23 protein-coding genes are annotated in these 23,335 nt (G+C 68.6%); 10 read left to right on the forward strand and 13 right to left on the reverse strand.

The features are described from left to right. Positions 1-197: 197 nt before the first annotated feature. From CVV76_RS23145 to CVV76_RS23170, 6 genes are all read right to left on the reverse strand, one after another. The gene (locus tag CVV76_RS23145; protein ID WP_102227055.1) at positions 198-1,619 is read right to left on the reverse strand and encodes a sensor histidine kinase; all 1,422 of its coding nucleotides are present in this window, start codon (positions 1,617-1,619) and stop codon (positions 198-200) included. Positions 1,620-1,903: 284 nt separating this feature from the next. Beyond that, a complete protein-coding gene (locus CVV76_RS23150; RefSeq protein WP_102227056.1) occupies positions 1,904-3,550 on the reverse strand; it encodes a Na/Pi cotransporter family protein in 1,647 nt (548 codons plus the stop codon). A gap of 190 nt (positions 3,551-3,740) precedes the next feature. Then, complete coding sequence (locus CVV76_RS23155) at positions 3,741-5,108, reverse strand: sensor histidine kinase (RefSeq protein ID WP_102227057.1); 1,368 nt, start codon at positions 5,106-5,108, stop codon at positions 3,741-3,743. Further along, on the reverse strand, positions 5,077-5,754 hold the full coding sequence (locus CVV76_RS23160) for a response regulator (protein WP_102227058.1): 678 nt from the start codon (positions 5,752-5,754) through the stop codon (positions 5,077-5,079). The genes CVV76_RS23155 and CVV76_RS23160 overlap by 32 nt, the downstream gene beginning before the upstream one ends. 30 nt (positions 5,755-5,784) lie before the next feature. Continuing rightward, positions 5,785-7,284, reverse strand: a complete 1,500-nt coding sequence (locus CVV76_RS23165; protein WP_102227059.1) for an ArnT family glycosyltransferase — start codon at positions 7,282-7,284, stop codon at positions 5,785-5,787. After that, on the reverse strand, positions 7,281-8,384 hold the full coding sequence (locus tag CVV76_RS23170) for a glycosyltransferase (protein WP_102227060.1): 1,104 nt from the start codon (positions 8,382-8,384) through the stop codon (positions 7,281-7,283). Before CVV76_RS23170 ends, CVV76_RS23165 begins: the two co-directional genes overlap by 4 nt. A 589-nt stretch (positions 8,385-8,973) precedes the next feature. On the opposite strand from CVV76_RS23170, the gene CVV76_RS23175 reads away from it, so the two are divergent. From CVV76_RS23175 to CVV76_RS23185, 3 genes are all read left to right on the forward strand, one after another. Next, complete coding sequence (locus CVV76_RS23175) at positions 8,974-9,864, forward strand: recombinase family protein (RefSeq protein ID WP_102227061.1); 891 nt, start codon at positions 8,974-8,976, stop codon at positions 9,862-9,864. 311 nt (positions 9,865-10,175) lie between these two features. Further along, on the forward strand, positions 10,176-10,649 hold the full coding sequence (locus tag CVV76_RS23180) for a baeRF12 domain-containing protein (RefSeq protein ID WP_158243231.1): 474 nt from the start codon (positions 10,176-10,178) through the stop codon (positions 10,647-10,649). A gap of 64 nt (positions 10,650-10,713) precedes the next feature. After that, entirely contained in the window at positions 10,714-11,472 is a 759-nt protein-coding gene (locus CVV76_RS23185; protein WP_102227063.1) for a Crp/Fnr family transcriptional regulator, read from the forward strand. Between the two features lie 62 nt (positions 11,473-11,534). Here CVV76_RS23185 and CVV76_RS23190 read toward each other — a convergent pair whose 3' ends face one another. Beyond that, positions 11,535-12,059, reverse strand: a complete 525-nt coding sequence (locus tag CVV76_RS23190; protein ID WP_102227064.1) for an Hsp20/alpha crystallin family protein — start codon at positions 12,057-12,059, stop codon at positions 11,535-11,537. 236 nt (positions 12,060-12,295) lie between these two features. Beyond that, entirely contained in the window at positions 12,296-12,724 is a 429-nt protein-coding gene (locus CVV76_RS23195; protein WP_102227065.1) for a DUF2267 domain-containing protein, read from the reverse strand. Positions 12,725-12,998: 274 nt separating this feature from the next. Here CVV76_RS23195 and CVV76_RS23205 point away from each other — a divergent pair, with 274 nt between their 5' ends. After that, positions 12,999-13,418 carry a CBS domain-containing protein gene (locus CVV76_RS23205; protein WP_102227066.1) on the forward strand — a complete coding sequence of 140 codons (420 nt, stop codon included), beginning with the start codon at positions 12,999-13,001 and terminating at the stop codon, positions 13,416-13,418. Positions 13,419-13,529: 111 nt separating this feature from the next. Here CVV76_RS23205 and CVV76_RS23210 read toward each other — a convergent pair whose 3' ends face one another. The 4 genes from CVV76_RS23210 to catC all read right to left on the reverse strand — a co-directional run bounded on the left by CVV76_RS23210 (position 13,530) and on the right by catC (position 16,199). After that, a complete protein-coding gene (locus CVV76_RS23210) occupies positions 13,530-13,988 on the reverse strand; it encodes a host attachment protein (protein WP_158243232.1) in 459 nt (152 codons plus the stop codon). 205 nt (positions 13,989-14,193) lie between these two features. Continuing rightward, entirely contained in the window at positions 14,194-15,087 is an 894-nt protein-coding gene (locus tag CVV76_RS23215; RefSeq protein ID WP_158243233.1) for a LysR substrate-binding domain-containing protein, read from the reverse strand. A gap of 102 nt (positions 15,088-15,189) precedes the next feature. Continuing rightward, positions 15,190-15,912: an SDR family NAD(P)-dependent oxidoreductase gene (locus CVV76_RS23220; protein WP_102227069.1), complete on the reverse strand. Its 723-nt coding sequence runs from the start codon at positions 15,910-15,912 to the stop codon at positions 15,190-15,192. After that, on the reverse strand, positions 15,909-16,199 hold the full coding sequence (gene catC, locus CVV76_RS23225) for a muconolactone Delta-isomerase (RefSeq protein ID WP_102227070.1): 291 nt from the start codon (positions 16,197-16,199) through the stop codon (positions 15,909-15,911). The genes CVV76_RS23220 and catC overlap by 4 nt, the downstream gene beginning before the upstream one ends. A gap of 171 nt (positions 16,200-16,370) precedes the next feature. Here catC and CVV76_RS23230 point away from each other — a divergent pair, with 171 nt between their 5' ends. From CVV76_RS23230 to pcaD, 5 genes are all read left to right on the forward strand, one after another. Further along, a complete protein-coding gene (locus CVV76_RS23230; protein ID WP_199178692.1) occupies positions 16,371-17,312 on the forward strand; it encodes a 3-hydroxyacyl-CoA dehydrogenase NAD-binding domain-containing protein in 942 nt (313 codons plus the stop codon). A 1-nt stretch (position 17,313) separates the two neighbouring features. Beyond that, entirely contained in the window at positions 17,314-18,327 is a 1,014-nt protein-coding gene (locus CVV76_RS23235) for a cyclase family protein (RefSeq protein WP_102227072.1), read from the forward strand. Positions 18,328-18,465: 138 nt separating this feature from the next. Continuing rightward, entirely contained in the window at positions 18,466-19,803 is a 1,338-nt protein-coding gene (locus tag CVV76_RS23240) for a short-chain fatty acid transporter (RefSeq protein WP_102227073.1), read from the forward strand. A gap of 96 nt (positions 19,804-19,899) precedes the next feature. Next, positions 19,900-20,196, forward strand: a complete 297-nt coding sequence (locus CVV76_RS23245) for a YciI family protein (RefSeq protein WP_102227074.1) — start codon at positions 19,900-19,902, stop codon at positions 20,194-20,196. A gap of 80 nt (positions 20,197-20,276) precedes the next feature. Then, complete coding sequence (gene pcaD, locus CVV76_RS23250; RefSeq protein ID WP_102227075.1) at positions 20,277-21,056, forward strand: 3-oxoadipate enol-lactonase; 780 nt, start codon at positions 20,277-20,279, stop codon at positions 21,054-21,056. A gap of 32 nt (positions 21,057-21,088) precedes the next feature. Here the strand turns inward: pcaD and CVV76_RS23255 are convergent, their stop codons facing one another. Further along, positions 21,089-22,087 carry a LacI family DNA-binding transcriptional regulator gene (locus tag CVV76_RS23255; RefSeq protein WP_102227076.1) on the reverse strand — a complete coding sequence of 333 codons (999 nt, stop codon included), beginning with the start codon at positions 22,085-22,087 and terminating at the stop codon, positions 21,089-21,091. Positions 22,088-22,246: 159 nt separating this feature from the next. On the opposite strand from CVV76_RS23255, the gene CVV76_RS23260 reads away from it, so the two are divergent. After that, on the forward strand, positions 22,247-23,272 hold the full coding sequence (locus CVV76_RS23260) for an ABC transporter substrate-binding protein (protein WP_102227077.1): 1,026 nt from the start codon (positions 22,247-22,249) through the stop codon (positions 23,270-23,272). The last annotated feature ends 63 nt before the right edge of the window (positions 23,273-23,335 follow it).

The following is a 23,335-nucleotide window of genomic DNA, read 5'->3' on the forward strand; positions in this document are numbered from 1 at the left end:
ACGGTTCACGCACAGAACCCGCAAGCCCCCTTTTCATAAAATCAGCATCTTTTTTCCAAAAGGAACAAAACGCTCTTGTTTACAAGAGGTTCCGGAAGAAGCCGGAGGGACGGACGACCGCCAGCACGCCCCGTCTCGGACCGGCGGAACAGAATCGGGCGGCCCGAACGGAGCCTCCGGCGGCGCGTCGGGGCGGTTCAGTCCTCTGCCAGCGGCAGATCTATGAAGAAGGTGGTGCCTGGCCCCGCGTTCCTGCGGTAATCGACCGTGCCGCCATGCGCCTCCACGATCTGCCGGGAGATGTTCATGCCCAGCCCGGTGCCGCCGATCCGGCGGTTGTCAGAGGAATCGATCTGGCTGAACTTGTCGAACACGAGGTCGCGCTTGTCCTCGGACAGCCCGACGCCGCGGTCGATCACCTCGATCCGTGCCCGCGCTCCGTGAACCGACAGCCCCACCGTCACGACCTGCCCCGAGCCCGAGAACTTGGCCGCGTTCGACAGGAGATTGGACATCACCTGATCGAGGCGCTGCTCATCCCCCCTGACGACGACGCGCCGCCCCGGAATTGCCGAGGCCGTCTCGTAGCCGACGTTCAGGGAATTCGCGTAGTAGCGGTTCACCGCGCAGGACTTTTCGAGAAAGGCGTGAAGCTCGATCGGGTCGGCCCGGAAATCCATCCTGCCCGCCTCGATCTTCTGCAGGTCGAGGATGTCGTTGATCAGGTTCGACAGGCGCCGGCAGTTCGACTGGGCGATGCGCAGCAGGTTCTCGAGCCCCGGGGTCAGCGGCCCGGCCGTCCCGGAGGCGGCAAGCCCGACCGCCCCGTTGATCGACGTCATCGGCGTGCGCAGCTCATGGCTCATGACCGAGAGGAACTCGGACTTGGCCCGCGACGCCACCTTCGCCTTCTCGGCCTGGTCGCGCAGGTCCACCATCTGGCGCAGCTGCAGGCGGTAGATGCGCACGAAGGCGCGCGAGATCTCGGTGATGAAGAACAGGACGAAGACGCTGGTGAACAGCTCGTTCCATTCCGGCGAATGCACCCCGGCGCCGGTTCGGACGATGTCGAGGATCGGGATCGCGAGAAAGGTCGCGCCATAGAGCGCAAGGCGCGTTCGCAGCAGAAAGAGGACCTGGTTGTCGTTCAGCGCCGAGAAGATCGAGCCCGCGAAGAGGAAGAAGAACGGCATGAAATGCGTGGCCGGCTTTTCCACAAGGGCGATCGACATCGCGTAGAACACCACGTTCGACGACCCCAGCACCGTCGAGACGAAAAGCAGCGCAAAGTTCCGCCGCACCGTCGCCATGTCCGTCGCCGTGTTCCTGAAAACCGCCTTGTGGATGAAGATGTCGAGGGTCTCGCTGAAGGCGATCAGGGCCAGGCAGACGATCGAGATCAGGGGATCGTAATAATAGGACGCAAGGGCCAGCGCCGCGGCGTAGATCACGACACGCTGCCCGAGATGGGCGTCGCCGCTTCGGGAATAGTCGCGCATCTGCACCTGAAGGACGGCCGGGGACTCGCCCATGAACCGGACGGCCGCGGTCTCGTCCAGGTTTTCGGGAGAAAGCTCATCGTAGGATGCAAGGGAGTTTTCGGCAGTGGCGGCGAGCATCTTGAGACCCTTCAGGGTGTTTGGGGCGCGAGCATACCTGGCGTGGCAAGCCTCGCGTGGCAGGACAGCGATGGCCCGGGCGGGGATGCTGCGACGCACGACGCCCGGAGCGGAGGGACACGATACGTCGGTTGTAGCGGCTGGCAGCGCGGGCCGGACAGGGCGCGCCACAATCCATCGGCGGAGTGTCCGGGAGGACACAATCGCCCGGTCGCGGGGGGGCGCGCCGGGCCCGCAGGTCCCCAGACGCAGGTCCCCAGACCCAGGTCCCCAGGCGCCGGGCCTCAGGCCCCCTTCTTGAGGCGGCTCTCGATCAGCATCCCCTCCTCGTCGAGGATCGGGTAGGCGACCGAGAAGATGTGCGCGTTGATCCGCTTGAGGTCGCGCAGCATGTCGAGATGCAGCGACGACGTCTCCAGGCTTTCGGCAAAGCCGTCGCGCAGGCGGTCGAAGTGCCGCGTCGCCGAGTTGCGTTCCATCCGGCGCAGATCGACCTTGGTTTCCATCAGCTGCCGCGCCAGGTCGGTGTCGCCGCTCATGAAGATCGTCTGCGCGATCCGGATGCTGTCGAGCGTCAGCAGGTAGAGCGCGTTCAGCTCGTGATACCCTTCCTCGGAAAAGCGCAGGTCGGCGCTGATCTTCTTGGACACCTGCGGCAGCAGGTTCTTCTCGATGATGTCGCCCGCATGTTCGAGGTTGATCACGTAGTCGAGGATCAGGATAGACCGCCGACGCTCCGCCTCGGTGGTGTCCCGGCCCAGGCGGGAGAGGTAGAATTTCACCGCCTGCTGCGTCACGTCGACCTTCTCTTCCAGCCGGCTGATCTCGGCCAGCGGCGCCGGATCGCTGTGTTTGAAGGCGCGCAGGCTCAGGCGCATCATCTGCTCGACCATGTCGCCGATCGCCAGGGTCTCGCGGCTGGCCCCGGCAAGGGCCAGCGCCGGCGTCTCGAGCAGGCTGTCGTCAAGCCAATGCGTCTCCGGCACGTTCTCGCCATTCCTGCGCTCGGGAATAAGCGCCTGCATGCCGCGGGCGATGCGGCCCGACAGCGGCCACGCGATGGCGGCAAGCAGCAGGTTGAAGCCCAGATGCGCCTCTACCGGCAGATCGGCGGTTCCGGGCGCCAGTCCGGCCAGCAGATGCGCCGCGGGTTCGGCCAGCGGCATCGCGACGAGGCAGCCCGCCCCCCGCACCAGCAGATTGCCCAGCGTCACCCGCCGCGCGGCGATCCCGGCGCCGGCGGTGGCGATCACCGGCGGGATCGCCCCGCCGAAGTTCGCGCCGAGAACAAGGACGATGGCAAGCCCCGGCGGAATCGCCCCCGACGCCCCCAGCGACACCACAAGCATGACCGTCGCCAGGGAGGAAGAGCATGCCACCGCAAGGATCGCGGAGGCCAGGAAGGCGACCGGCCGCGCGGCATCGAGCAGCGCAAGAAAGGCGCGCAACGCCTCCGACTCGCGCAGCGGCGCCGACGCCTGGGACAGCAGGGTCAGCGACAGCAGCGTCAGCCCCACCCCGATCAGCGCAAGCCCGATCCCGCCGGCGGTCGCCCCCCTGCGCCGGCGCAGGATGAACCCGGCAAGAATGAGAAGGGGCGAGATCTGCTCGATCCCGAGCGAGACGATCCAGGCCGTCAGGGCGGTGCCGACATTCGCGCCAAGAAGAACGACCTGCGCCATGCGCTGACGGATCATCTCGCGCTCCACGAAATCCGCCGTCATCAGCGCCGTCGCGGTAGAGCTTTGCAGTCCGAGCGTCGCCACCAGCCCCGCGAAGAAGGCCCGCCCCCGGGTCCGCGTTCCAAGGCCGAGCGCAACCTTCAACCGCACGCCGAAGGCCTGCGAGATGCCCTCGCGGACCTCGCGCAGGCCGAAAAGCAGCAGCGCGACCGCACCTGCGATCTGCATGAGGATGAGCAGCGACTCCACTCGGTTTCCTTTCGCCCCGATCCCCGAACCATCATGTGCCCGAACCGACTTGTGTCCGAACCGTCATCAGATTGTTACATGCGGCACGCCGGAAGCCCAGAGCCGCCGACGGGCACGGGCCTGCACGGGGCCAACCCCCGACCGGCCCCGGGCCCGCCCCGGCCGGCGGCAGGACCGGAACCCCCGGCCCTCAGGAAAAGCGCAGCTCCACGGTCAGGCCCGGGGCCCCGTCGCCCAGCGACAGCCGCGCGCCGTGCAATGCGGCCACGGCCTCGACCAGGCTCAGCCCAAGCCCCGAGCCGGGGGTCGAGCGGCTCGCCTCAAGCCGGTAGAGCCGGCGCAGCACCTTCGTGCGCTCGCCCTCGGGGATGCCCGGGCCGTCATCGGCGACGCGCAGGAACGGGCCGTCCGCCCCCTGCCCCGCGGCGCAGCGGATCCGCGTGCCGGGCGGGCAATGCCGGATCGCATTCTCGACGAGGTTCACCAGCGCCTGGGTCAGAAGCTCGGCATCGCCCTGCACCACGATCTCGCCGGCGGGCACCTCGACCGAAAGGCTCTGGCCCGCGTCCTCGGCGACATCGGCAAAGACCTCCTCGATCATCCGCACCAGCTCCGCAAGGTCGACCCGCCCGAACTTCGACCGCCGCAGACCGCTTTCGATCTGGGCAATCCGCAAGAGCGCCGTGAAGGTGGCCCCGATCCGGTCGCTTTCGCGCAGCGCGGTGTCAAGCGCAAGCTGCGGGTCGGCGCCCTTGCGGACCAGCCCCTGCGCCTCGGAGATCTGCAGTCGTAGCCGGTTCAGGGGCGTGCGCAGGTCGTGCGCGATGTCGGTGCTGACCTGGCGCATCCCCTCGACCAGCGCGGCCAGCCGGCGCAGCGCCGCGTTCACCTGCTGCGAGACCTGGTCGATGTCGTCCTCCTTGCCCGAGACCGGAAGCCGCGCGGTCAGGTCGCCCTCGGCCACGCGCGCCATCGTCCGCTCGATCTCGGACAGGCGCCGCTGCACCCCCAGCGCGATCGCCGTGCCGCCCCCCAGCGCCAGCACCAGCGCCAGCACCGAGGACCACAGCATCGTATCCTCGATCGTGCGCCTGAGCGCCTCCAGCTCGTGGTAATCTTCACCCACGGCGATGGTCGCCCCCGCCGCCTTGCCGAAATAGATGCGGTAGGGGCTGCTGCCGTGACGGCCCAGCATGGCGGGCGGCACCGTCGACCAGCCGTCGTCCAGCGCGATCCTGGGCATGTTGGCGGCCAGCACCGCCCCCTTGTCCGATTGCAGCAGAAAGACGTAGCGCCGGGCCCGCGAGGCGGCGATCTGCGTCTTCACCGCCTTCACCAGGTCTTCCGCGTCGTCGGGATCGGCGGTCGCCGACAACAGCGAGAACATCTCGTAAAGGCGCTGGTCCTGCTGCTCCACCAGTTGCAGGCGGATCAGCTCATACGCGAAGGCCGCCGCGGCGAGGTAGGCGGCGGCCACCACCACCGCCAGGGACAGCGCCAGCCGCACCGGCGTGCGCTTGAGCAGGCTACCGCGCCGGGCGGAGGCAGTATCCGGCATTCTTCACCGTGTGGAGCATGGGCTGCGGAAAGGGCCGGTCCAGCTTGGCGCGCAGGCGGCTGATATGGGTCTCCACCACGCTGGTCTGCGGGTCGAAGTGGAAATCCCACACCCGTTCGAGAAGCATGCTGCGGGTCACGATCCGGCCCTGATTGCGCATCAGCACCTCGAGCAGGCGGAATTCCTTGGCCAGCAGGGCGATCGGCGTGCCGCCCCGCCGCGCCGTGCGCTGCACGAGGTCAAGCTCCAGATCGCCGACGCGCAGCACGGTATCGACCGGCTGGTGCTGCGGCCGCCGGCCGAGGGCGTTCACCCGCGCCAGCAGCTCGGACAGGGCGAAGGGCTTGACGAGGTAGTCGTCGCCGCCCGCCTCCAGCCCCTCGACCCGGTCGTCGACCCCGTCGATCGCGGTCAGGAACAGGATCGGGGTGCGATTGTCGGTAGCCCGGAGCGCGCGCACCAGAGCCAGGCCGTCGAGGCCCGGCAGCATGCGGTCGACGACAAGCACGTCATAGCGTTCGCGGCTGGCGTGGAACAGGCCGTCATGCCCGTCCGACAGCACGTCGCAGACATGCCCCGACTCTTCCAGCGCCCGCTTGACGTAGCGCGCCGCGCTCTCGTCGTCCTCGATCAGCAGAACCCGCATCCGGCCGTCCTGTCTCCTCGTCCCAGATTGCTATCGGCCGCCGCTGGCGACTTGTCCAGTGTCTCGTGCGCCGCCGCCCTTCGTGCAGGCCCGCAGCCCCGCGACCTGCGTCACCCGGTAGTTGCGGATCCGCGACCGCTCCGAAAAGCGGGCCAGGCCGATTGCCCGGCCGACCGTGTGGAAAAGCGCCCCGGGGTCCGGCCCGCCCGCGTCGAGCGCCGACACGAGAAGACCGGGCCGGGGGCAGAGACCGCGCGGCACCGGGCCGCGGAAGAGATAGCGCTGCGGCTCGGTCACCTGCCAGACCGGCAAGCCGGGCAGGCGCAGCGCCAGCTCTCCCGTCGTGCCGTAATCGGTGGTCGCGATCCATGCCGCGCCGTCGCGCTCGGCCACCGCGGCCAGCGTCTCGGTGAAGGCGTCCCAACCCTTGGTCTGGTTGGCGGGATTGTCGCCGGGAAAGAACGGCACCCCGGGCCAGAGCGCCAGCGCAAGGCACAGCGCGGAAAAGCCCCCGCCCGCCGCGGCGATCAGCCCGATCAGCGCGGGGGTGGGCCTGCGCAGCCCCAGCGCCGCGAGGACGGCAAGCGCCGGGGTGACCGGCACGATCCAGTTCGCCTGAATCCGCGCATGCAGCGCGTGATAGGCAAGGAACATAAGGAACGGCGCGGTCGTCGCGACCAGGATCAGCCCCTCCCCCCGGGCGCGCCGCGCCGCGCGCCAGACCGGCCAGGCCAGCAGCGGCATCGTCGACAGCAGCGTCGTCGCCAGATATTCGGCCAGATGATCGCCCTGCGTCGCCGCGCCGCCAAGGCGGCCGAACTGCCGCGCGAAACCGTACCAGCCGTGGATCGCGTTCCAGTCGACGAACGGCGCCAGCACCGCCGCCGCCGCGACGGCCATCACCCAGGGCCCGCTGTCATCCAGCAGCCGCCGGCCGCGACGGGTGCCGATGAACCACACGAAAAGGCCGGCGATCAGGAAGAGGTTGGTGAATTTCGACAGCACCCCCGCCCCGGCGGCCAGCCCGGCCAGCGCCCAGATCCAGGTTGCCCCCCGCTCTGTCGCCACCTCTGTCGCCACCGCGCGCAGCATCAGCCACAGCGTCAGCGCCCAGAAGAAGACCGACGGCGCATCCGGTGTCGCCGCGAACCCGAGCGCCGCCGGCAGCAGCATGACGTTGAAGAACAGCCCCGCCGCGACCGCCCGGCGCCCGTCCGCGCCCAGAAGCCGCGCGATGTCGCAGGTCAGCGCGGTCGTCGCGGCAAACCCCAGAACGCAGAGAAAGCGGATGCCCTCGGGGCCTGGACCGAACATCTCCTCCCCCGCCCGGATCCAAAGCGCGATCATCGGCGGGTGATCATAGTAGTCCGGCGCAAGGCGGGTGGCCCACAGCGCATAATAGGCCTCGTCCTGGAACACCGGGATCAGCCCCGCCATCGCAAGGTGGATCAGCGCGAAGACCAGCGTCAGCGCCGCAACCGCCAGCCCCTCGGGGCGGGCCAGCGTTTCCTGTTCGCTCAGTGCGGTCATCGGGCACGCCACGTGACGATGAGGCTGGCCCAGAAGTTCCAGACCGCCCCGGCGACGGCGCCGCCCGTGCTGGCGATCCACCAGACCGGAAGCAGCCGGTAAAGCGCGCCCGCCGCCGCAAGGTTGGCCAGCGCGCCAAGGCTGCAGACAAGGTAGAACAGCATCAGCCCGCGCAGCATGGCACCCCCCTTCAGCCGCCGCTCGCGCCAGGTCAGCCGGTTGTTGAGCAGGAAGTTCGTCGTCATCGCCACGACGATGCCCCCGGCCTGCGCCGCGCCGAAATCGGGACCGGCCACGAGAAGAAGCGCGCGTACCACGGCAAGCTGCACCACGACGCCGGTCGCGCCGACAAGGCCGAACAGCAGGAACCGGACCGGCAGCAGCCCGCCGCTCAGCCGCGACAGCAGGAGTGCGGCGAATTCCAGCGTCACGGCCAGGTCCATCTTGGACCGTCCGGCGGCCCGCGGACGAAAGTGATACGGGATCTCGGCGACCTGCCAGCGGCTGCGCGCCGCGGCCAGCATATCCGCCAGAAGCTTGAAGCCGTGGGGTTGCAGGCCGCAAGCCACCTCGGCCAGCGCGCTGCGGCGCAGCATGAAGAAACCGCTCATCGGGTCGCGCGCCTCGATCCCCAGCAGCCGGCGCGCCAGCCGGTTGGCGCGGTCCGACCCCCAGCGGCGCAGGCGCGAGAACCCGCCATCGGCCCCGCCGCCCGGCGCGTGCCGCGACCCGATGACAAGGTGCAGATCCGCATTCGCCGCGAGACGGCGGAACATCTCGGACAGCAGGCGCTCGTCGTGCTGCAGATCGGCGTCGATCACCGCGACCAGCGGCGCGACCGCGGTCAGCATCCCCTCTATACAGGCGCCCGCAAGACCGCGCCGCCCGGTCCGGCACAGCAGGTGAACACGCGGATCCTCCGCCGCCGCGGCGCGAATTTCGTCCTGCGTGCCATCGCCGCTCATGTCGTCGACGAAGATCACGTCCCAGGCGATGCCGTTCAGCGCCGCGTCGAGCCGCGCCAGCAGCGGGCGAATGTTGGCACGCTCCTCGAAGGTCGGCACGACGACCGTCAGGTCGGGGAGGAAGTGGTGCATCATGACGGCGGGGCTCCACAAAGGGACAGGACCGGCGCCGCGCCGTCGAAAGGCCTCCCCGGGTGGCTTGGGACTCCCCGGGGAGGCAACCGGGGCCCTGGCTGGTGAGTGCGTACCCCGGATCCGACGGCTGCGGACCGCCTGTCTATCCGCGGGGCATGTCACACCAGCTTTGCGCCAGACTTACTTGGATGTAAGGCGGAACACGGTCGCGGTGTCCCCAGCCGGGCGCGGCCTCTCTGCAACTTAGCGCAGCCGCCCCTACCCTTCTGTTTTTCTTTCCTTATTGGACCTATCGGAAATTATATCAGGGGATTTTTCCCCTGTCTTCGCACCGGCGCGACACCGCGCCTTGCCCCACGCCGCCCGCGAAGACCCCGATCCGCCGCCAAGATACCGCCGGACGGCAACCGAACGCCCCGAAAAATGCGCCGCCCCACATTTCCGGGCTTTTCCTGTGGCCCCCCTGCCCTCCTCCGCCCTCGGGATCCGCGGCCCGACATCTCTCACCTATGTATTCAACTGACCATTTGACTACGACTTCTCGAATTGCAAAATACCCGCACCGCGCCCCGCACCGAAAGCCCCACCCATGCCCCTGATCGGTTATGCCCGCGTTTCCACCGGCGAACAGACCACCGCCGGGCAGGTCGAGGTGTTGCGGGTCGCGGGTTGCGGGCAGGTGGTCGAGGAACAGGGATCCGGGGGCAGCCGCCTGCGGCCCGCGCTGAACCGCCTCCTCGACCGGATCCGCCCCGGCGATACGCTGGTCGTGGTGCGCATCGACCGGCTCGCCCGCTCGCTCTCGCACCTGCTGGAGGTGATCGAGGGGCTTGAGGCGCGCGGCGCGCATTTCCGCTCGCTCAACGATCCGATCGACACCGCCAGCCCGCAAGGAAAGTTCACGCTGCAGATCCTGGGCGCCACGGCGGAGTTCGAACGCGCCCTGATCCGCGAGCGTACCGTCGCCGGCCTGCGCACTGCCCGGGCCGCGGGCCGGGTCGGCGGCAATCCCGGGGTGCGCGACGGCGACCCGGCCGCGCTGCGCAAGGTCGCCCGTGCCCGCGACGAGGCGTTCTTTCGCAAGCTCGAGGACAGCGCGCCGCATTGGGTGCCCGAGGTCCGCCGCCTGCGCCCCGACATGCCGTGGGAAGACCTGGTGCGGCACATTAACGCCCGCCTGCCCGCCGGCGCCCGCCCCTGGACACAGGCCCGGCTGGTACGCGCCGCGCGCCGCTATGTCCGCGAGGGCCTGCTGGAGCCGCGCGTTCTTGAACGGGCCGGGCGGCGTGAGGGTGACGACCGGCTGCTGACCATCGTCGCCGCCATCGCCGGCGCCGATCCCGGGATCACGCTGCAGGCTATCGCCGACCGCCTGGAGGCGTTGCGCGAACGCACGCCGCGGGGTCGGACACGGTGGCAGGTCTCGTCGGTGAAGATGCTGCTGGACCGGGCGCGGGCCCGCGGCCTGATCGACGGCTGAGGCCCGCGTGGAGGCTGGATCGGCCACGGCGCCCCTGCCCGGTCACGCCCTGCCCCCACTCCCTGTCTCGCTCCCACGGGAAAAGTTGACAGCCGTCAACACCGGTCATCCGCCCGATAGCCGCCGTTAAGCGCCCCCACCATGACACGAAGCGCGGCCGCCCGCCCCGCACCCCGACCGCTCCCAGTCCGATCCACCCGGTTGACGGCTGTCAACTTTCCAATCCCGCCGTGCACCTGTTGCGCGAGATCAATGACCCGCCCCTCAACCAGGGCCACGCTCATCCGACCGCGCCGATAATGGGGCGAGAGATGACGGCCGATATCTTGTGGATCCTGGTAATGAATACCTCCCGGGCTCAGATCCTGCGCGGCATAGCCGGGAACGGGCCGGGACGGCCCCGCCGGCTTGTGCTGCGCGCGGAACAGCGGCGGATGGCCGCCCTGCTCGGCGCCCCCGAGATAAGCCTGCCGGTCAGCCCGCCGCGCCCCGCCACGGGCCGACCCATCTGGCTTCGGGCGATCGAGGCCGACCAGATCTCGTTCATGAAGCGGGTGATCGACCTGCTCGAGACCCATCGCGTCGCGGGGGATTTCAACCGGCTGGCAATTTTCGCGGCACCGAAGGTCCTTCAACGCCTGCGCAGCGCGATGCCGCGCCGCCTGCGCGCGCTGGTGGTGGCCGAGATCGCCGAGAACGTGGTCGACCTGTCCTATCTCGCAATGCGCCTGCGCGTCGCGGCGCGCCTGAGGGAGCGGGGCATTTCGGAAGATCAGGGGAGTTGACAGCCGGCGCCGGCCCGACCGGCGGACATCACGACACACGTCACGCAAGACTTTGGAGGGGGCCATGGGCGAAAACCAACCAGGAGACCGGGAGGAAACCCCCGGGATCGGAACCGAACCGGACGGCAAGCTGGCCCGCCTCCTCCGATCCCTCGCACCGGAGCTGCGCGCCGAGCTGGAACCGATCTGGCGACGGCGCCATCACGAACGCGGCGACGTTCTGCTGAGCGAGGACGAAGACGGCGGCATCGTCGGCTACGTGATCGAGGGGTTACTGGGGATGGTGAAGCAGCTGCCAGACGGGCGGCGCCACATCATCGGCCTGCTTGTCCCGTCCGACATGTTCGGCCGCGCCTTCGACGGCAGCTCGGGCTATCAGATCGAGGCGCTGGCCGATTCCACCGTGCAGATCTGCGACCGCGCCCGATTCGAGGAGATTGTCAGCCGGTCGCCCGAGGCCGAGCACCTCTTCCTCGTCAACGTGCTGGATGAGCTGGACGCGGCGCGGGAATGGGTGATCGTTCTGGGCGGGCAGAAGATCGTTCAGCGGCTGGCCTCGTTCCTGTTCATCCTGTGCCGGCGCAAGCGGCGCGCGGACAGCCCGGATGGCTACGACGCCCCGATCAACCTGCGCCTCGTGATCCGGCGCCGCGATCTGGCGCATTACCTGGGGTCGCGCCCGGAATCGGTGAGCCGCGCATTTCATGAGCTGGAGGATGCCGGTCTCGTCCGCATGAACACGCCTTACGACATCGACGTGCTGGATCTGCCCGGCCTGGTGGAGGCCGCGGGCGATGACCTCGTGCTGGACGACGATCCATAACAGCGGGGTCGCGTGCCAGTCGGCCGGGGCGCGCCCCGGCCGGAGGGGTTCGGCGCGCGGCCTCAGGCGGCCTTCACCTCGATCCGCTTCTCGCTCGCCCTGGCTTTCTCGGTCTTGGGCAGGGTGACGGTCAGCACGCCGTTGGCAAAGGCGGCCTCGATACGGTCGGGATCCACACTGTCGGGCAGTGTGAAGCTGCGCTGGAACGCGCCATAGCGACGCTCGCTCAGGCGGTAGTCGGCGTTCTCCTCGTCGGTCGCCTCCTTCTTCTCGCCGCGGATGGTCAGGATGCCGTCTGTCAACTTGACCTCGATCGCCTCGGGGTCGATGCCGGGCAGCTCGGCCGTGATGTCATAGGTCCCATCACGCTCGCGCAGGTCGACGGCGGGCAGCATCGGCCAGCCCCCGGCGCGCGGCATCATGGCCTGCGGCCCCATGGAAGGACGGCGCCAGAACGAGGGGGTGAAATCCTCGAACAGGCGGTCGACCTCGCGGCGCAACGTGTCGAACGGGGCCCAGCGTTCCGCCGCCGGAAGATCGGGCGCCGCATCCTTGTTGACGGTGAGCGTGGTTGTTTTCTGGTTCATCTGTCAGTCCTCATGTCGCGTGTCTGCTTCCAAACAGGTGCCATCGGCGGCGTCAGGGGCGCCCGGTCGCCCGGGCGGAAGACCATCGCGCCCCATGCCCGGACGGGGGGCCAGGTGGGGGCCTCGCGTGTGACCCGGTGGCCGCCGAAGGCCGGTTCAGATGATCCATCGCCGGGCCGAGTCGCGTTGATTGCTCTCAATGGCCGGGGCGGGCGCCGGGCGGCCCTAAATGCCGGTCACTCCCACAGTTCGCGCAGCGACTTGCGCATGGAATGGGCCACCTGGCCCAGCTCTCCCGCCGAAAGCTTGCGGCGCAGCAGATCGAACACCCCGGCAACCGCCACCTCGGGGTTTTCGAGCGGACGTTCGGTAAACCCCGCCGCGACACGGGCAAGGAAATCGGCCTTGGAGCGCGGACGCGCCGGGGTGCGCGACGGTACCCAGCCTTCGAAATAGACACCCCGGATCAGGAGCGGCAGCTGCGCGGCAAGATCCGCCGCCTCGTCGGGGCCGAGGAAATCCCGCACCGCGTGCAGCGTCTCGCGCAGAAGCGCATAGACCCGAGCGCGGTCGTTCGGCCAGTCGACGATCTCGGCCAGCTCGTTCAGCCACTCGGCGGCGACCTGCGGCGCATGGTCGAGCGAGGTGATCCCCGTGATTTTCATGGCGTGATCCTTCATGGCATGGCCTTTCGCGTTTCGGTTCGGTGCAGGGAAGGGCGGGGCCGGGCACCCGCGGCCACCCTGGGGCGCGGCCGGCGGGCCAACATTGACAGCTGTCAACAACCGGCCGGGCAGGGCGCAGCAGGGCAGGGGGCACCAGCAGGGCAGGGGGCACCAGCAGGGCAGGGGGCCGCACCGCCCCGCGTTGCGAGGCGTCAATGTACGGGCGGGGCAGGGGGCGCAGGCTGCGCTCCGGATCACCGCGAGGAGAGATGCGATGGACATATCCAAGGCAATGCACATGAGGGCGAGCTGGGTCAGCACCGACACGCCGGTGGCCGAGATCGCGAAGATGATGGCGCAGGACGACATCGGCGCCGTACCGGTGGGCCGCGACGACAGGCTGGTGGGCATGATCACCGACCGCGACATCGCTATGCGGGTGGTGGCCGAGGGCCGCGACCCCAAGACCACCACGGCCGAGGACGTGATGACCAAGGGCATCGTCTATTGCCGCACGCATGAGACGGTCGAGGACGCGATCCACCTGATGGATCAGCGCAAGGTCCGCCGGCTGCCTGTGCTGGACGCGGAGAAGCGGCTGGTGGGGATGCTCAGCCTCGGCGACATCTCGCATTCCGTGGCGCGCGAGATGTCGGGCGAACTGTTGCAGGCGGTGTCGGACCATCACCGCTGACGGCTGGGCTGCGGCGTCGCCACGGTACCTACCATCACGGTACCATCGGGGTGGCACCAGGGCGGCGTCACAACGGAAGGGCAGGGGAGGGGGGCGCGCGGCGGCCGCTGGTCACGGCCAGTCGCGCGCCATCTCCTCGCGCAGGATCTCGTGCAGGAGCGGCGGATCGAGACCGGCGAGGTTGCGCGGCACCTCGCGGCTGATCACGCCGCGCAGCGCCTCGGGCATCGCCTCGCGCAGCAGGCCGAGGACGCGGGGCGCGGCAAAGACCGCCAGGCGGTCGAACTCTCCGGCGTCGTGGGCGTGCTCGACCATCTCGATCACCCGCTTCACGAAAGCCTTCTCGGCATCGCGCACCGGATCGCCGGCATAGCTCATGGCCGAGCGCCGCCCCGCCGCCCCGGAGGAAAAGCTGCGCCCGGGCTTGTCGGACATCACCTCGGACAGTTTTGCCGCCTCGGCCTCGAGCACCCGCTCGGGCGAGGCCGCGCTGCGCGGCGGGGCAAGCCCCTCGACCAGTCGCGCGTGGTGGGCGTTGAGAACGAGAATCCATTCCTTCGGGCGTGTCATCACGGCCTCCATCGTTGCGGGCGGAGCATCGGGGGCCGGACCGCCCCGCGCGATGACGGCTGTCAACGAACCGCGCCGCCCGAGGCGGGGTGCGACGATATTCTCCGCCGTCCGCCCCGGCGGGCCGCGCGGGGCGGCGATCGGGGCGTCGCGCGAGGATCCGGAGCCCGGTGAACGGCCAGTCCGGGGCGCGGCCCCTGGGGTCCTAGCCCTCCCCCGGGCGCAGGCTTTTCAGGAACAGTTCCAGCGTCGGGTTCTCGTTGTCGCGCCGGTAGATGAGGACGATCGGCGCCTCCACCTTCAGATCGCGCAAGGGCCTGTAGACGACGCCGGGCAGGCCCGCGCGCTGCATCGAATCGGGGACCAGCGCGACCCCCAGCCCCGCCGCCACCAGCGAGATGACCGCCGAGAACTGCGGCGCGCGATGGGTGATGTTCGGGGTGATCCCGGCCTTGGCCCAGGCCTGGTGCGCCGCGGCGGAAAAGCCCACGTTCGGCGGCAGGTGGGTCGCGATGAAATCGGCGCCATCGAATTGCGACAGGTCGACCGCGTCCTCCTCGGCCGCGGGATGACCGGCGGGCAGGGTGATCCAAAGCTCGTCGTGATGCAGGACATGGGCGTTCAGCGCGTCCGACATCTCGGGGTAGGGCAGGCGGGCGAGACCGACGTCGAGGTTGCCGGCGGTCACCTCGGGAAACTGCTTGTCGAGGTCCATCATCGCGAGCTTGAGGTCGACCTGCTGCGCGAAGGGGCGAAAGTTCGACAGGATCCGGGTCAGCACGCCGTTGTACGAAACCGCGCCGATATAGGCCAGCGACAGCTCTCCCAGCAGGCCGCGCCCGGCCTGAAGGGCCACGCTTTCGGCCCTGTAGGCCTGCCGCAGAACCGCGCGGGCCTCGGGCAGCACCTGCTTTGCCGCCGGGGTGATCGACACCCGCCGACGGTTGCGGTCGAAAAGCAGCGTCCCGACGATCTCTTCCATCTGCTTGAGCTGCTGCGTCAGCATCGGCTGCGAGATGCCAAGCCGCTGCGACGCTCGGCCGAAGTGCAGCTCCTCTGCCAGGGTCACCAGAAGCTCGTAGTGCTTGAGGGTCAGCAAGGGGTTCTCCGAGGCTGCTTGCACAGATGCCGGCTACGCGGCGCCGGCGTCCGCGTAGCATAGCTGCCTGCCGCGACGGGGCAACGCGCAAGCGCCGCCCCGTCAGGAGCCGGCGAGCCCCACGGTGACGCCGCCGCAGACGAACATCGTCTGACCCGTCACGAACCCCGATTCGGGCTGGCAGAAGAACGAGACGGCATTGGCCACATCCTCGGCCGTGCCCATCCGGCGCAGGGGGACCTGTTCGATGATCGCGCGGGTGCGCGGGGCGTCGGGCGGGTTGTTGCGCCAGAAGGCATCGGTGCCGATCGGGCCGGGGGCCACGCAGTTCACCGTGACGCCGTGCGGGGCAAGCTCCAGCGCCCAGGTGCGCGCCATCGCCTGCGCCGCACCCTTGGTCCCGCTGTAGAGCGTGCGCAGCTCCTTGCCCAGCGTCACCCGACTGGTGTTCATGACGATGCGTCCGTGCCCGGCCGCCTTCATCGCGGGCAGGAAGGCCTGCGCGCAGATCAGAGAGGGGCGCAGGTTGACGTGGAACAGCCGGTCGAAATCGGCCAGCTCCACCTCCTCCAGCGGGGCAGGGCGGACCACGCCCACGTTGTTGACGAGGCAGGTGACGGCCTCGTCCGCGGCAATCCGGGCGCAGGCCGCCCGTGCCGCCTCGGCATCGGACAGGTCGGTCTCGAGGAACCGGTCGCAGGCCCCGTCCTCCGGCGTTTCGATATCCAGCACGACAACCCGGTAACCGTCCCGGCGCAGGCGGGCGGTGATCGCCGCGCCGATGCCGCGGGCCCCGCCGGTGACGACAGCTGTCGCCCCGCTCACCGGTCGTCCTCCCGGATCGAGGAGGGATGCCGGCACAGCGGCGTCACCTTGATCTCCATCCACGGAAACAGCGGCAGGCCGCTGAGCACCTCGTGCAGGTGCTCGTTGTCGCGGCAGTCGAGAATCGACAGATTCCGGTACTCGCCGACGATCCGCCAGAGGTGGCGCCAGATGCCTTGGCGCTGCAGGTCCTGCGAATAGGCCTTTTCCTTCGCCTTGATCTCGCTGGCAACCTCCGGCGGCATGTCGTTCGGAAGAAGCACTGTCATTTCAACCTGATACAGCATTCATACCTCTCATTGGCCGGCCGGTTCGGGGCAGCGGCGGCAGGGTGACCCGACGCCATCTTGCCCTCGTTCTTATTTCTATTGCTTATCTTTTGCCAGAACTTATTGTAAATGCGCATCAGCTACGGAGGGGGGATGCGCAATCGAGTCGTCATATTGGGAGCGGGGGTCATGGGCGTCGGCCTGGCCCGCCACTTCGACCGCGGGGGCTTCGACGTCGCCATCGTGGACCCCTCGGCCACCTCGCGCGACCGGGCGCGGGCGGGTTTGGCCGAAACGCGGGGAAGTGGGGCGCCAGATAACGGGGCGCCAGATAGCGGGGCGGGCGGAGCCTTCGCCTGCGCCGCGCAGGTCGGCGACCTCGACGACGCGTGGCGCGATTGCGTCCTTGCCATCGAGGCGGTGCCGGAAAAGCTTTCCCTCAAGCGGCAGGCGATCGCCGCGCTGGAGGACTGGCTTCCGGCCGGGACGGTGATTGCGTCGAACACCTCGGGGCTGACGACCGTGCAGCTGACCGAGGCGATGCGCGTCCCCGGCCGTCTTGCGATCACGCATTTCTTCAACCCCGCCGACGTGATCCCGGTGGTCGAGGTTGTGCCGGGGCCGGAGATGCAGCCCGCGCCCCTGGCCGCGCTGGTGGAAACCTTGCGCGCCTCGGGCAAGCTGCCCGCCGTCCTGCGCAAGGAGGTTCCCGGCTTCGTCGCCAACCGGATCCAGCACGCGATGATGCGCGAGGCGTTCCACCTGCTGGAGGAGGGCGTCGCCGATGCCGAGACCCTCGACGAGATCGTGCGCTGGACGATCGGCGTGCGGCTCGCCTTCTTCGGGCCGTTCCTGCAACGGGATCTGAACGGCCTCGATACGCATCTGTCGATCGCCGAATACCTTTACGGCGATCTTTCCGCGGCCACGGAGCCGAGCGCGCCGTTGCGCGAAAAGGTCGCCGCCGGACGAACCGGCCGCAAGGCGGGGGCGGGATTTTACGATTGGGACACGGGGCGCGAGGATGCGCAGGCCGACGCGGAAAGAGCACTGTCCGCGCTGATCACGGACATGACCTTGCGTGAGGGTCTTCGGCACGATCCGTCACGCCCCCCTGAGGAGGACAACTGACATGCAGAGATGGAAACACAAGCCGGAAGGGTCGAACTGGGGCCGCTTCGGCGAAGACGACGAGCTGGGCACGCTCAACTTCATCGGCGCCGAGGAACGCCGCGCCGCCGCGGCCGAGATCCGCGAGGGTGCGGCGTTCTGCCTGTCGCTGCCGCTCGACATTCCCGGCACCGTCAACATCCACCCGCGCCGCAAGCCGCCGCGCCTGTCGCCCACCTGCCTTGGTGACACACCCTATATCAACTACCCGCTCGATGCCGTCGACCCGGGCCTGCAGGACGTGCTGAGCGACGATCAGGTGCTGCTGTCGACGCAATATTCCACCCAGTGGGATTCGCTGGCGCATGTCGGCGCACTGTTCGATGCCGACGGCGATGGAGAGGCCGAAGCGGTCTATTACAACGGCTTCCGCGCCGGCGTGGATATCGAGGGCCCGACCGAGGGCGGCGTGCACGGATCCTACGCGCGCAGGCTGTCGGTCGCAGGCATGGCCGCAAGCGCGGTGCAGGGGCGCGGCGTGCTGGTCGACCTCGTGCGCGCCTTCGGGACGGGGCGCACGATCGTCGGCCTCGACGCGCTGCGCGAGGCGATGACGGCGCAGCGCGTCGAGCTGCGTCAGGGCGACGTGCTGATGCTGCGCACGGGCTATGCCGAGGCACTGCTGGAAATGCAGGACCGGCCCGACCCCGACGCGATGGATCGCACCGGCGCCGTGCTGGACGGCAGCGATCCCGCGCTGCTCGACTGGCTGACGGAAAGCCGGATCGCCGCCATCGCCGCCGACAATTACGCGGTGGAAAATCCGCATGCCGACCGCAGCACGTGCTGCTTTCGCCTGCCGATGCACCACCACTGCCTGTTCAAGCTTGGCATGCCGCTCGCAGAGCTGTGGTACCTGCGCGACCTTGCCGAGGCGCTTGCCGCGCGCGGGCGGCACGCGGTCTTCCTGACCGCACCGCCGCTGCGCCTGCCCGGCGCGATCGGATCCCCGGTCACGCCGGTCGCGACGATCTGAGGCGCACACGCCAGCCGGAACATGCCGCGCAACAGCCGCGGCAGGAGGAAAGGGAGCGCCACGCGCGTCACCCTTTGAAGAAGAGGGGCACGGTCGCGGGTGGAAACGCCCCGCGACCGTGACAATTGAGGGGACATAATGAACGGAATCGTAAACTTTTTCACGTCGCTGATACGGCGATACATGCCGGATTCCTTTGCCATCGTCATCTTGCTGACCTGCCTGGTGATGATCCTGGCGATCGGGGTCGAGGGCAATTCGCCGGTCGCGGTGGTCGACGCCTGGGGCAACGGGTTCTGGGGGCTTCTGTCGTTCACGACGCAGATGTCGGTGATCCTGGCGATGGGTTACGTGCTTGCGACGGCGCCGATCGTCACCCGCGGGATCGACCGGATCGTCGCCCGCGTCACCACGCCGGGCGCGGCCATCGTGGTCGCGACGCTGGCCGGCGGGATCGGCAGCTACCTGAACTGGGGCTTCGGTCTCGTGCTGGGCGGGATCGTCGCGCGCAAGCTGGCGGTCAAGGTGCGCGGGCTGCACTATCCGCTGGTGATCGCGGCGGCCTACAGCGGCTTCACGCTTTACGGCTATGGCCTGTCGTCGAGCGTGCCGCTGCTGATCTCGACCCCCGGCCATCCGATGGAATCGGCGATGGGGATCATCCCGCTGTCCGAGACGATCTTTGCGCCGCCCGTATTGCTGTGCGCGCTGGCAATCCTGATCGTGCTGCCCATCGTCAACGTCATGCTGCACCCGCGCAACCCCGCGGAGGTCGTCGAGATCTCGCCCGAGCTGCGCGACGAGGACGATGCGCAGAAGAACCGTGCCGCGGCGACGGAAAAGACGATCGCCGAGACGATCAACAACAGCCGCCTGGTAAGCCTGGTGATCGGGGTGATCGGCCTTTGCTACGTGGTCTCGCACTTCGTGCAGGGCGGGTCGCTCGACCTGAACATGATCAACTTCATCATCCTGTTCCTCGGCATCCTGCTGCACCGCACGCCCGCGGCCTATGTCGCGCAGCTGACGCAGGGGATCTCGACGATCTCGGGGATCATCCTGCAATTCCCGTTCTATGCCGGGATCATGGCGGTGATGCATGCCTCGGGGCTGGTGCAGTCGATCTCTCACCTGTTCATCGAGATTTCCACGGCGCAGACGCTGCCGTTCTGGGGGCTCGTCAGTTCCTTCGTGATCAACTTCTTCGCGCCCTCGGGCGGCGGGCACTGGGTCATCCAGGGGCCGTTCATGATCGACGCGGCGAAATCGCTGGGCAGCGCGCTGAACCAGAACGCGATGGCGGTGCAGCTTGGCAACGCGTGGAACGACCTGGTGCAGCCGTTCTGGATCCTGCCCGCGCTGGCGCTGTCCAAGCTGCGGCTGCGCGACATCATGGGCTACACCGTGATCCTGATGTTCATCGTCGGTGCCATCACCATCGCGATGATGCTGCTCTGGGGATATTTCGGCCAGTAGGGCAGGGCGCCTTCCCGGCGGCATGGCCCGCCGGGAAGGCCAACCGATGCGCCGCCCGTCGCGGCGCCCCACATGACCCAAACAAGGAAGGCGCAGATGCCCTATTTCATCGAGACCTGGGACAAGCCCGGCCATGCGGCGGTGCGCCAGGCCCATCGCCCCGAACACCTGGAATTCCTCGAGGCGCACAAGGCCATCCTGCTGGCCTGCGGTGCGAAGCTGCAGGACGACGGCACCGATGCCGGCGGCGGGGTCTACATCGTCGCCCTCGACACCCGGGCCGAGGCCGAGGCCTTCATCGCCGCCGATCCGTTCCACAAGGCGGACCTCTTCGCGCGGGTCAACATCACCAACTGGCGCAAGGCCTATGTCGACGGGCAGTGCCTGCTCTGACACCGCGCCCGGACCGGATGCCGCGCCGGCCCCCACGCCGCACCCGACACTGATTGCCGAAACTTCAAGGACCCCCTGAGATGCCCTTTCTCGACCTGGCCGATGCCCGGCTCTACTACACCGTCGACGGCCCGCAGGATGCGCCGCCCCTCGTTCTGTCCAACTCGCTGGGGACGCATTCGGGGATGTGGGCCTTTCAGGTCGCGGCCCTCGCGCAGGACTACAGGATCATCCGCTACGATACGCGCGGGCACGGCCTTTCATCGGCCGCGCCGGGCGAATATTCCTTCGCGCTTCTGGCCGGGGATGTGGCCGCGTTGCTGGCCCACCTCGGGGTGCGACGGGCAAGCTTCTGCGGCATCTCAATGGGGGGCATGACCGGCCTGCAACTGGCGCTGTCGCGGCCCGGTCTGGTCGACCGGCTGGTGCTGTGCAACACCGCCGCCCGCATCGGATCTGCCGAATCGTGGAGCACGCGGATCGACGCGGTCCGCGCCGGAACCCTTGCCGCGATGTCGGCCGACCTCGTGTCGCGCTGGCTGTCGGATCCGTTCCGCGCGGCAGAGCCCGGCCTTGTACAGGTGCTGTGCGACATGCTCGCCCGGACCCCGGACGAGGGCTACATCGCGAATTGCGCGGCGCTGCGCGACGGCGACCTGCGCGCCCGGCTGGGAGAGATCGCCCAGCCCACGCTGATCATCTCGGGGTCCGAGGATCAGGCCGCGACAACGGCCCAGGCCCGCGAGATGGCGCAGGCGATGCCCGAGGCGCGCCACGTCGACCTGCCCACCTCGCATATCTCGAACTGGGAACAGCCCGCGCTGTTCACCGAGACGCTGCGCGGGTTCCTTGCCCCCTGAGGACCGGCCAGGCCAGGCTCCACTAGGCCCAACTAGGCAGGGACACGCACGCTCTTGCGCCAGACCATCCGGACGGGAAGCTGCACCACCCGGGTTTCGCCGTCCGGATCCGACAGCCAGTCGATCGCGGTGGCGGCGATCTCTCCGGTCGGCTGGGCAAAGGTGTTGAGGGCGTAACTTTCCCAACCCGCCTGCGCAATGTCGTCGAAGCCGATCACCGAAAGGTCCGCCGGCACGCCAAGGCCGAAGCGGCACCGCGCCGCGTCCAGCACGCCACAGGCGAGCAGATCGGTAACGCAGAAGATCCCGTCCGGCGGCGTGGTGGAGGAGAGCAGGTCCGTCCCGATCTCCAGACCGGTCTGGTACGAGGTCGCGCCGGTCGACCGCTCCTGAATCGTCACGCCCGCCGCCTCGGCCGCGTGGCGGAAACCGGCGATCCGCCCGGCAAGGCTGGGCGTGCCCGCCGCCGACGAGACGAGGGCGAGGGCCGCGCATCCGGCGCGACGCAGCGTGTTGAACGCCGTCACCCCGGCCTCGTGATCGTCGAGGCGGATCTGCAACGTGCCCTTGCGCGCCTCGTCGCGGTTGACGAGGACAAGGCGCATGCCGTTGCGCAGGCAGATGTCGCACAGCGCGCTGTCGGGCATGCCCGACAATATCACCGCCGCCTCGGTCCGGTAGCTGATCGCATGTTGCAGCGCCTGCCTGACGCTGTCGTCGGATCGGTCGGTCGCGATCAGAATCGGGGTCTTGCCCGCCGCCAGCAGCCCCTGCGCCAGCTGCGACAGCAGGGCGGAGCGATAGGGCGTCTCGATCTCGGCGGCGATCAGCGCGACAAGGCCGCTTTCCGACCGGATCAGCCCCCGCGCAAGGTGGTTGACCTGGTACCCGAGCGCCTCGGCCGCCCTTTGCACCTTGGCCCGCGTTTCCGCCGAGACGCTGGCGCCGGGGGTGAAGGCGCGCGACACCGCCGTGCGCGAAACGCCGGCGTAATCGGCAACATCCTGCGCTGTGACGGGCGCTCGCTTCATCAGTTGGCCTTCCGCTTTGGGCACGTGTGCATTTTCATTATAGACGATCATGTTTCAACAAAAAAGAACCAGATGACTTTCTATCCATTGACTCGATCAACGGCTCGTGGCTATCAATGCACACGTGTGCAGAGGAGGCACATCGCCAGGGAGGATATCATGGCACATAACGTCGCGCGGCTTGCCGCGCTCGCGGTTGGCGCGATTTGTCTGGGTGGCGCCGCGCAGGCGGCAGAGCTGAACCTGATCTGCTCCGCCGACATCGAGGTCTGCGGCAAGATGGTTCAGAACTTCGAAGCCAGCCACAAGGACATCCACGTCAATTCGGTGCGTCTGTCGGCGGGGGAGGCCTATGCCAAGATCCGCGCCGAGGCGCGCAATCCGCAGGCCGACCTGTGGTGGTCCGGCTCGGGCGATGCCCATCTTCAGGCCGCCGAGGACAAGCTGACGATGGTCTACAAGAGCCCGCATCTCGACCAGCTGAAGCCCTGGGCGCAGAAGCAGGCGAAGATCTCGGGCTACCGGACGGTGGGCGTCTATGCCGGGGTTCTCGGCTGGGGCTACAACACCAAGATCTTCGACGAGAAGCACATCAAGGCGCCCAAGTGCTGGGCCGACCTGCTCGACCCGTCGCTGAAGGGCGAGATCCAGATTGCCGACCCGAACAGCTCGGGCACCGCCTATACCGCGCTGGCGACCCTCGTGCAGCTGATGGGCGAGGACAAGGCCTTCGACTACCTGCACAAGCTGGGCAGCAACGTTTCGCAATACACCAAGTCGGGCTCCGCCCCGATCAAGGCGGCGGCGCGGGGCGAGGCCGGCCTGGGCATCGTGTTCCAGCATGACGCGGTGACCGAGAAGGTACAGGGCTTCCCGATCGCCATCGTCTCGCCCTGCGAGGGTACGGGGTACGAGGTGGGCTCGATGTCGATCATCGACGGGGCGCAGAACCTCAAGACCGCCAAGGTGTTCTACGAATGGGCGCTGAGCGCCAAGGCGCAGAACATGATGCCTGCGGCCGGGTCGTACCAGATCCCGTCGAACAAGGACGCGACCACCTCGGACAAGGCGCCGCGGCTCGATGACGTCAAGCTGATCGACTACGATTTCGCGAAATACGGCAGCGGCAAGATGCGCGAGCATCTGCTGTCGCGCTGGACCCGCGAGATCGGCAACGGCAGCTAAACCGCAACGGTCCCGTGCGGCGGCAAACCGGCGCGGGGCCCGCACATCCGGCAAGAGGGGAGG

This window comes from Acidimangrovimonas sediminis, assembly GCF_002871005.1.
Classification (GTDB): domain Bacteria; phylum Pseudomonadota; class Alphaproteobacteria; order Rhodobacterales; family Rhodobacteraceae; genus Acidimangrovimonas; species Acidimangrovimonas sediminis.

Bases quoted from the DNA above. Each gene is read 5' to 3' on its own strand.
- CVV76_RS23160 (WP_102227058.1), bottom strand. From the start codon at position 5,754: ATGCGGGTTCTGCTGATCGAGGACGACGAGAGCGCGGCGCGCTACGTC.
- CVV76_RS23155 (WP_102227057.1), bottom strand. From the start codon at position 5,108: ATGCCGGATACTGCCTCCGCCCGGCGCGGTAGCCTGCTCAAGCGCACG.
- CVV76_RS23240 (WP_102227073.1), top strand. From the start codon at position 18,466: ATGAACGGAATCGTAAACTTTTTCACGTCGCTGATACGGCGATACATG.
- CVV76_RS23205 (WP_102227066.1), top strand. From the start codon at position 12,999: ATGGACATATCCAAGGCAATGCACATGAGGGCGAGCTGGGTCAGCACC.
- pcaD (WP_102227075.1), top strand. From the start codon at position 20,277: ATGCCCTTTCTCGACCTGGCCGATGCCCGGCTCTACTACACCGTCGAC.
- CVV76_RS23165 (WP_102227059.1), bottom strand. From the start codon at position 7,284: ATGACCGCACTGAGCGAACAGGAAACGCTGGCCCGCCCCGAGGGGCTG.
- CVV76_RS23175 (WP_102227061.1), top strand. From the start codon at position 8,974: ATGCCCCTGATCGGTTATGCCCGCGTTTCCACCGGCGAACAGACCACC.
- CVV76_RS23185 (WP_102227063.1), top strand. From the start codon at position 10,714: ATGGGCGAAAACCAACCAGGAGACCGGGAGGAAACCCCCGGGATCGGA.
- CVV76_RS23195 (WP_102227065.1), bottom strand. From the start codon at position 12,724: ATGAAAATCACGGGGATCACCTCGCTCGACCATGCGCCGCAGGTCGCC.
- CVV76_RS23180 (WP_158243231.1), top strand. From the start codon at position 10,176: ATGACGGCCGATATCTTGTGGATCCTGGTAATGAATACCTCCCGGGCT.
- CVV76_RS23170 (WP_102227060.1), bottom strand. From the start codon at position 8,384: ATGATGCACCACTTCCTCCCCGACCTGACGGTCGTCGTGCCGACCTTC.
- CVV76_RS23245 (WP_102227074.1), top strand. From the start codon at position 19,900: ATGCCCTATTTCATCGAGACCTGGGACAAGCCCGGCCATGCGGCGGTG.
- CVV76_RS23190 (WP_102227064.1), bottom strand. From the start codon at position 12,059: ATGAACCAGAAAACAACCACGCTCACCGTCAACAAGGATGCGGCGCCC.
- CVV76_RS23210 (WP_158243232.1), bottom strand. From the start codon at position 13,988: ATGACACGCCCGAAGGAATGGATTCTCGTTCTCAACGCCCACCACGCG.
- CVV76_RS23145 (WP_102227055.1), bottom strand. From the start codon at position 1,619: ATGCTCGCCGCCACTGCCGAAAACTCCCTTGCATCCTACGATGAGCTT.
- catC (WP_102227070.1), bottom strand. From the start codon at position 16,199: ATGCTGTATCAGGTTGAAATGACAGTGCTTCTTCCGAACGACATGCCG.
- CVV76_RS23255 (WP_102227076.1), bottom strand. From the start codon at position 22,087: ATGAAGCGAGCGCCCGTCACAGCGCAGGATGTTGCCGATTACGCCGGC.
- CVV76_RS23235 (WP_102227072.1), top strand. From the start codon at position 17,314: ATGCAGAGATGGAAACACAAGCCGGAAGGGTCGAACTGGGGCCGCTTC.
- CVV76_RS23260 (WP_102227077.1), top strand. From the start codon at position 22,247: ATGGCACATAACGTCGCGCGGCTTGCCGCGCTCGCGGTTGGCGCGATT.
- CVV76_RS23230 (WP_199178692.1), top strand. From the start codon at position 16,371: ATGGGCGTCGGCCTGGCCCGCCACTTCGACCGCGGGGGCTTCGACGTC.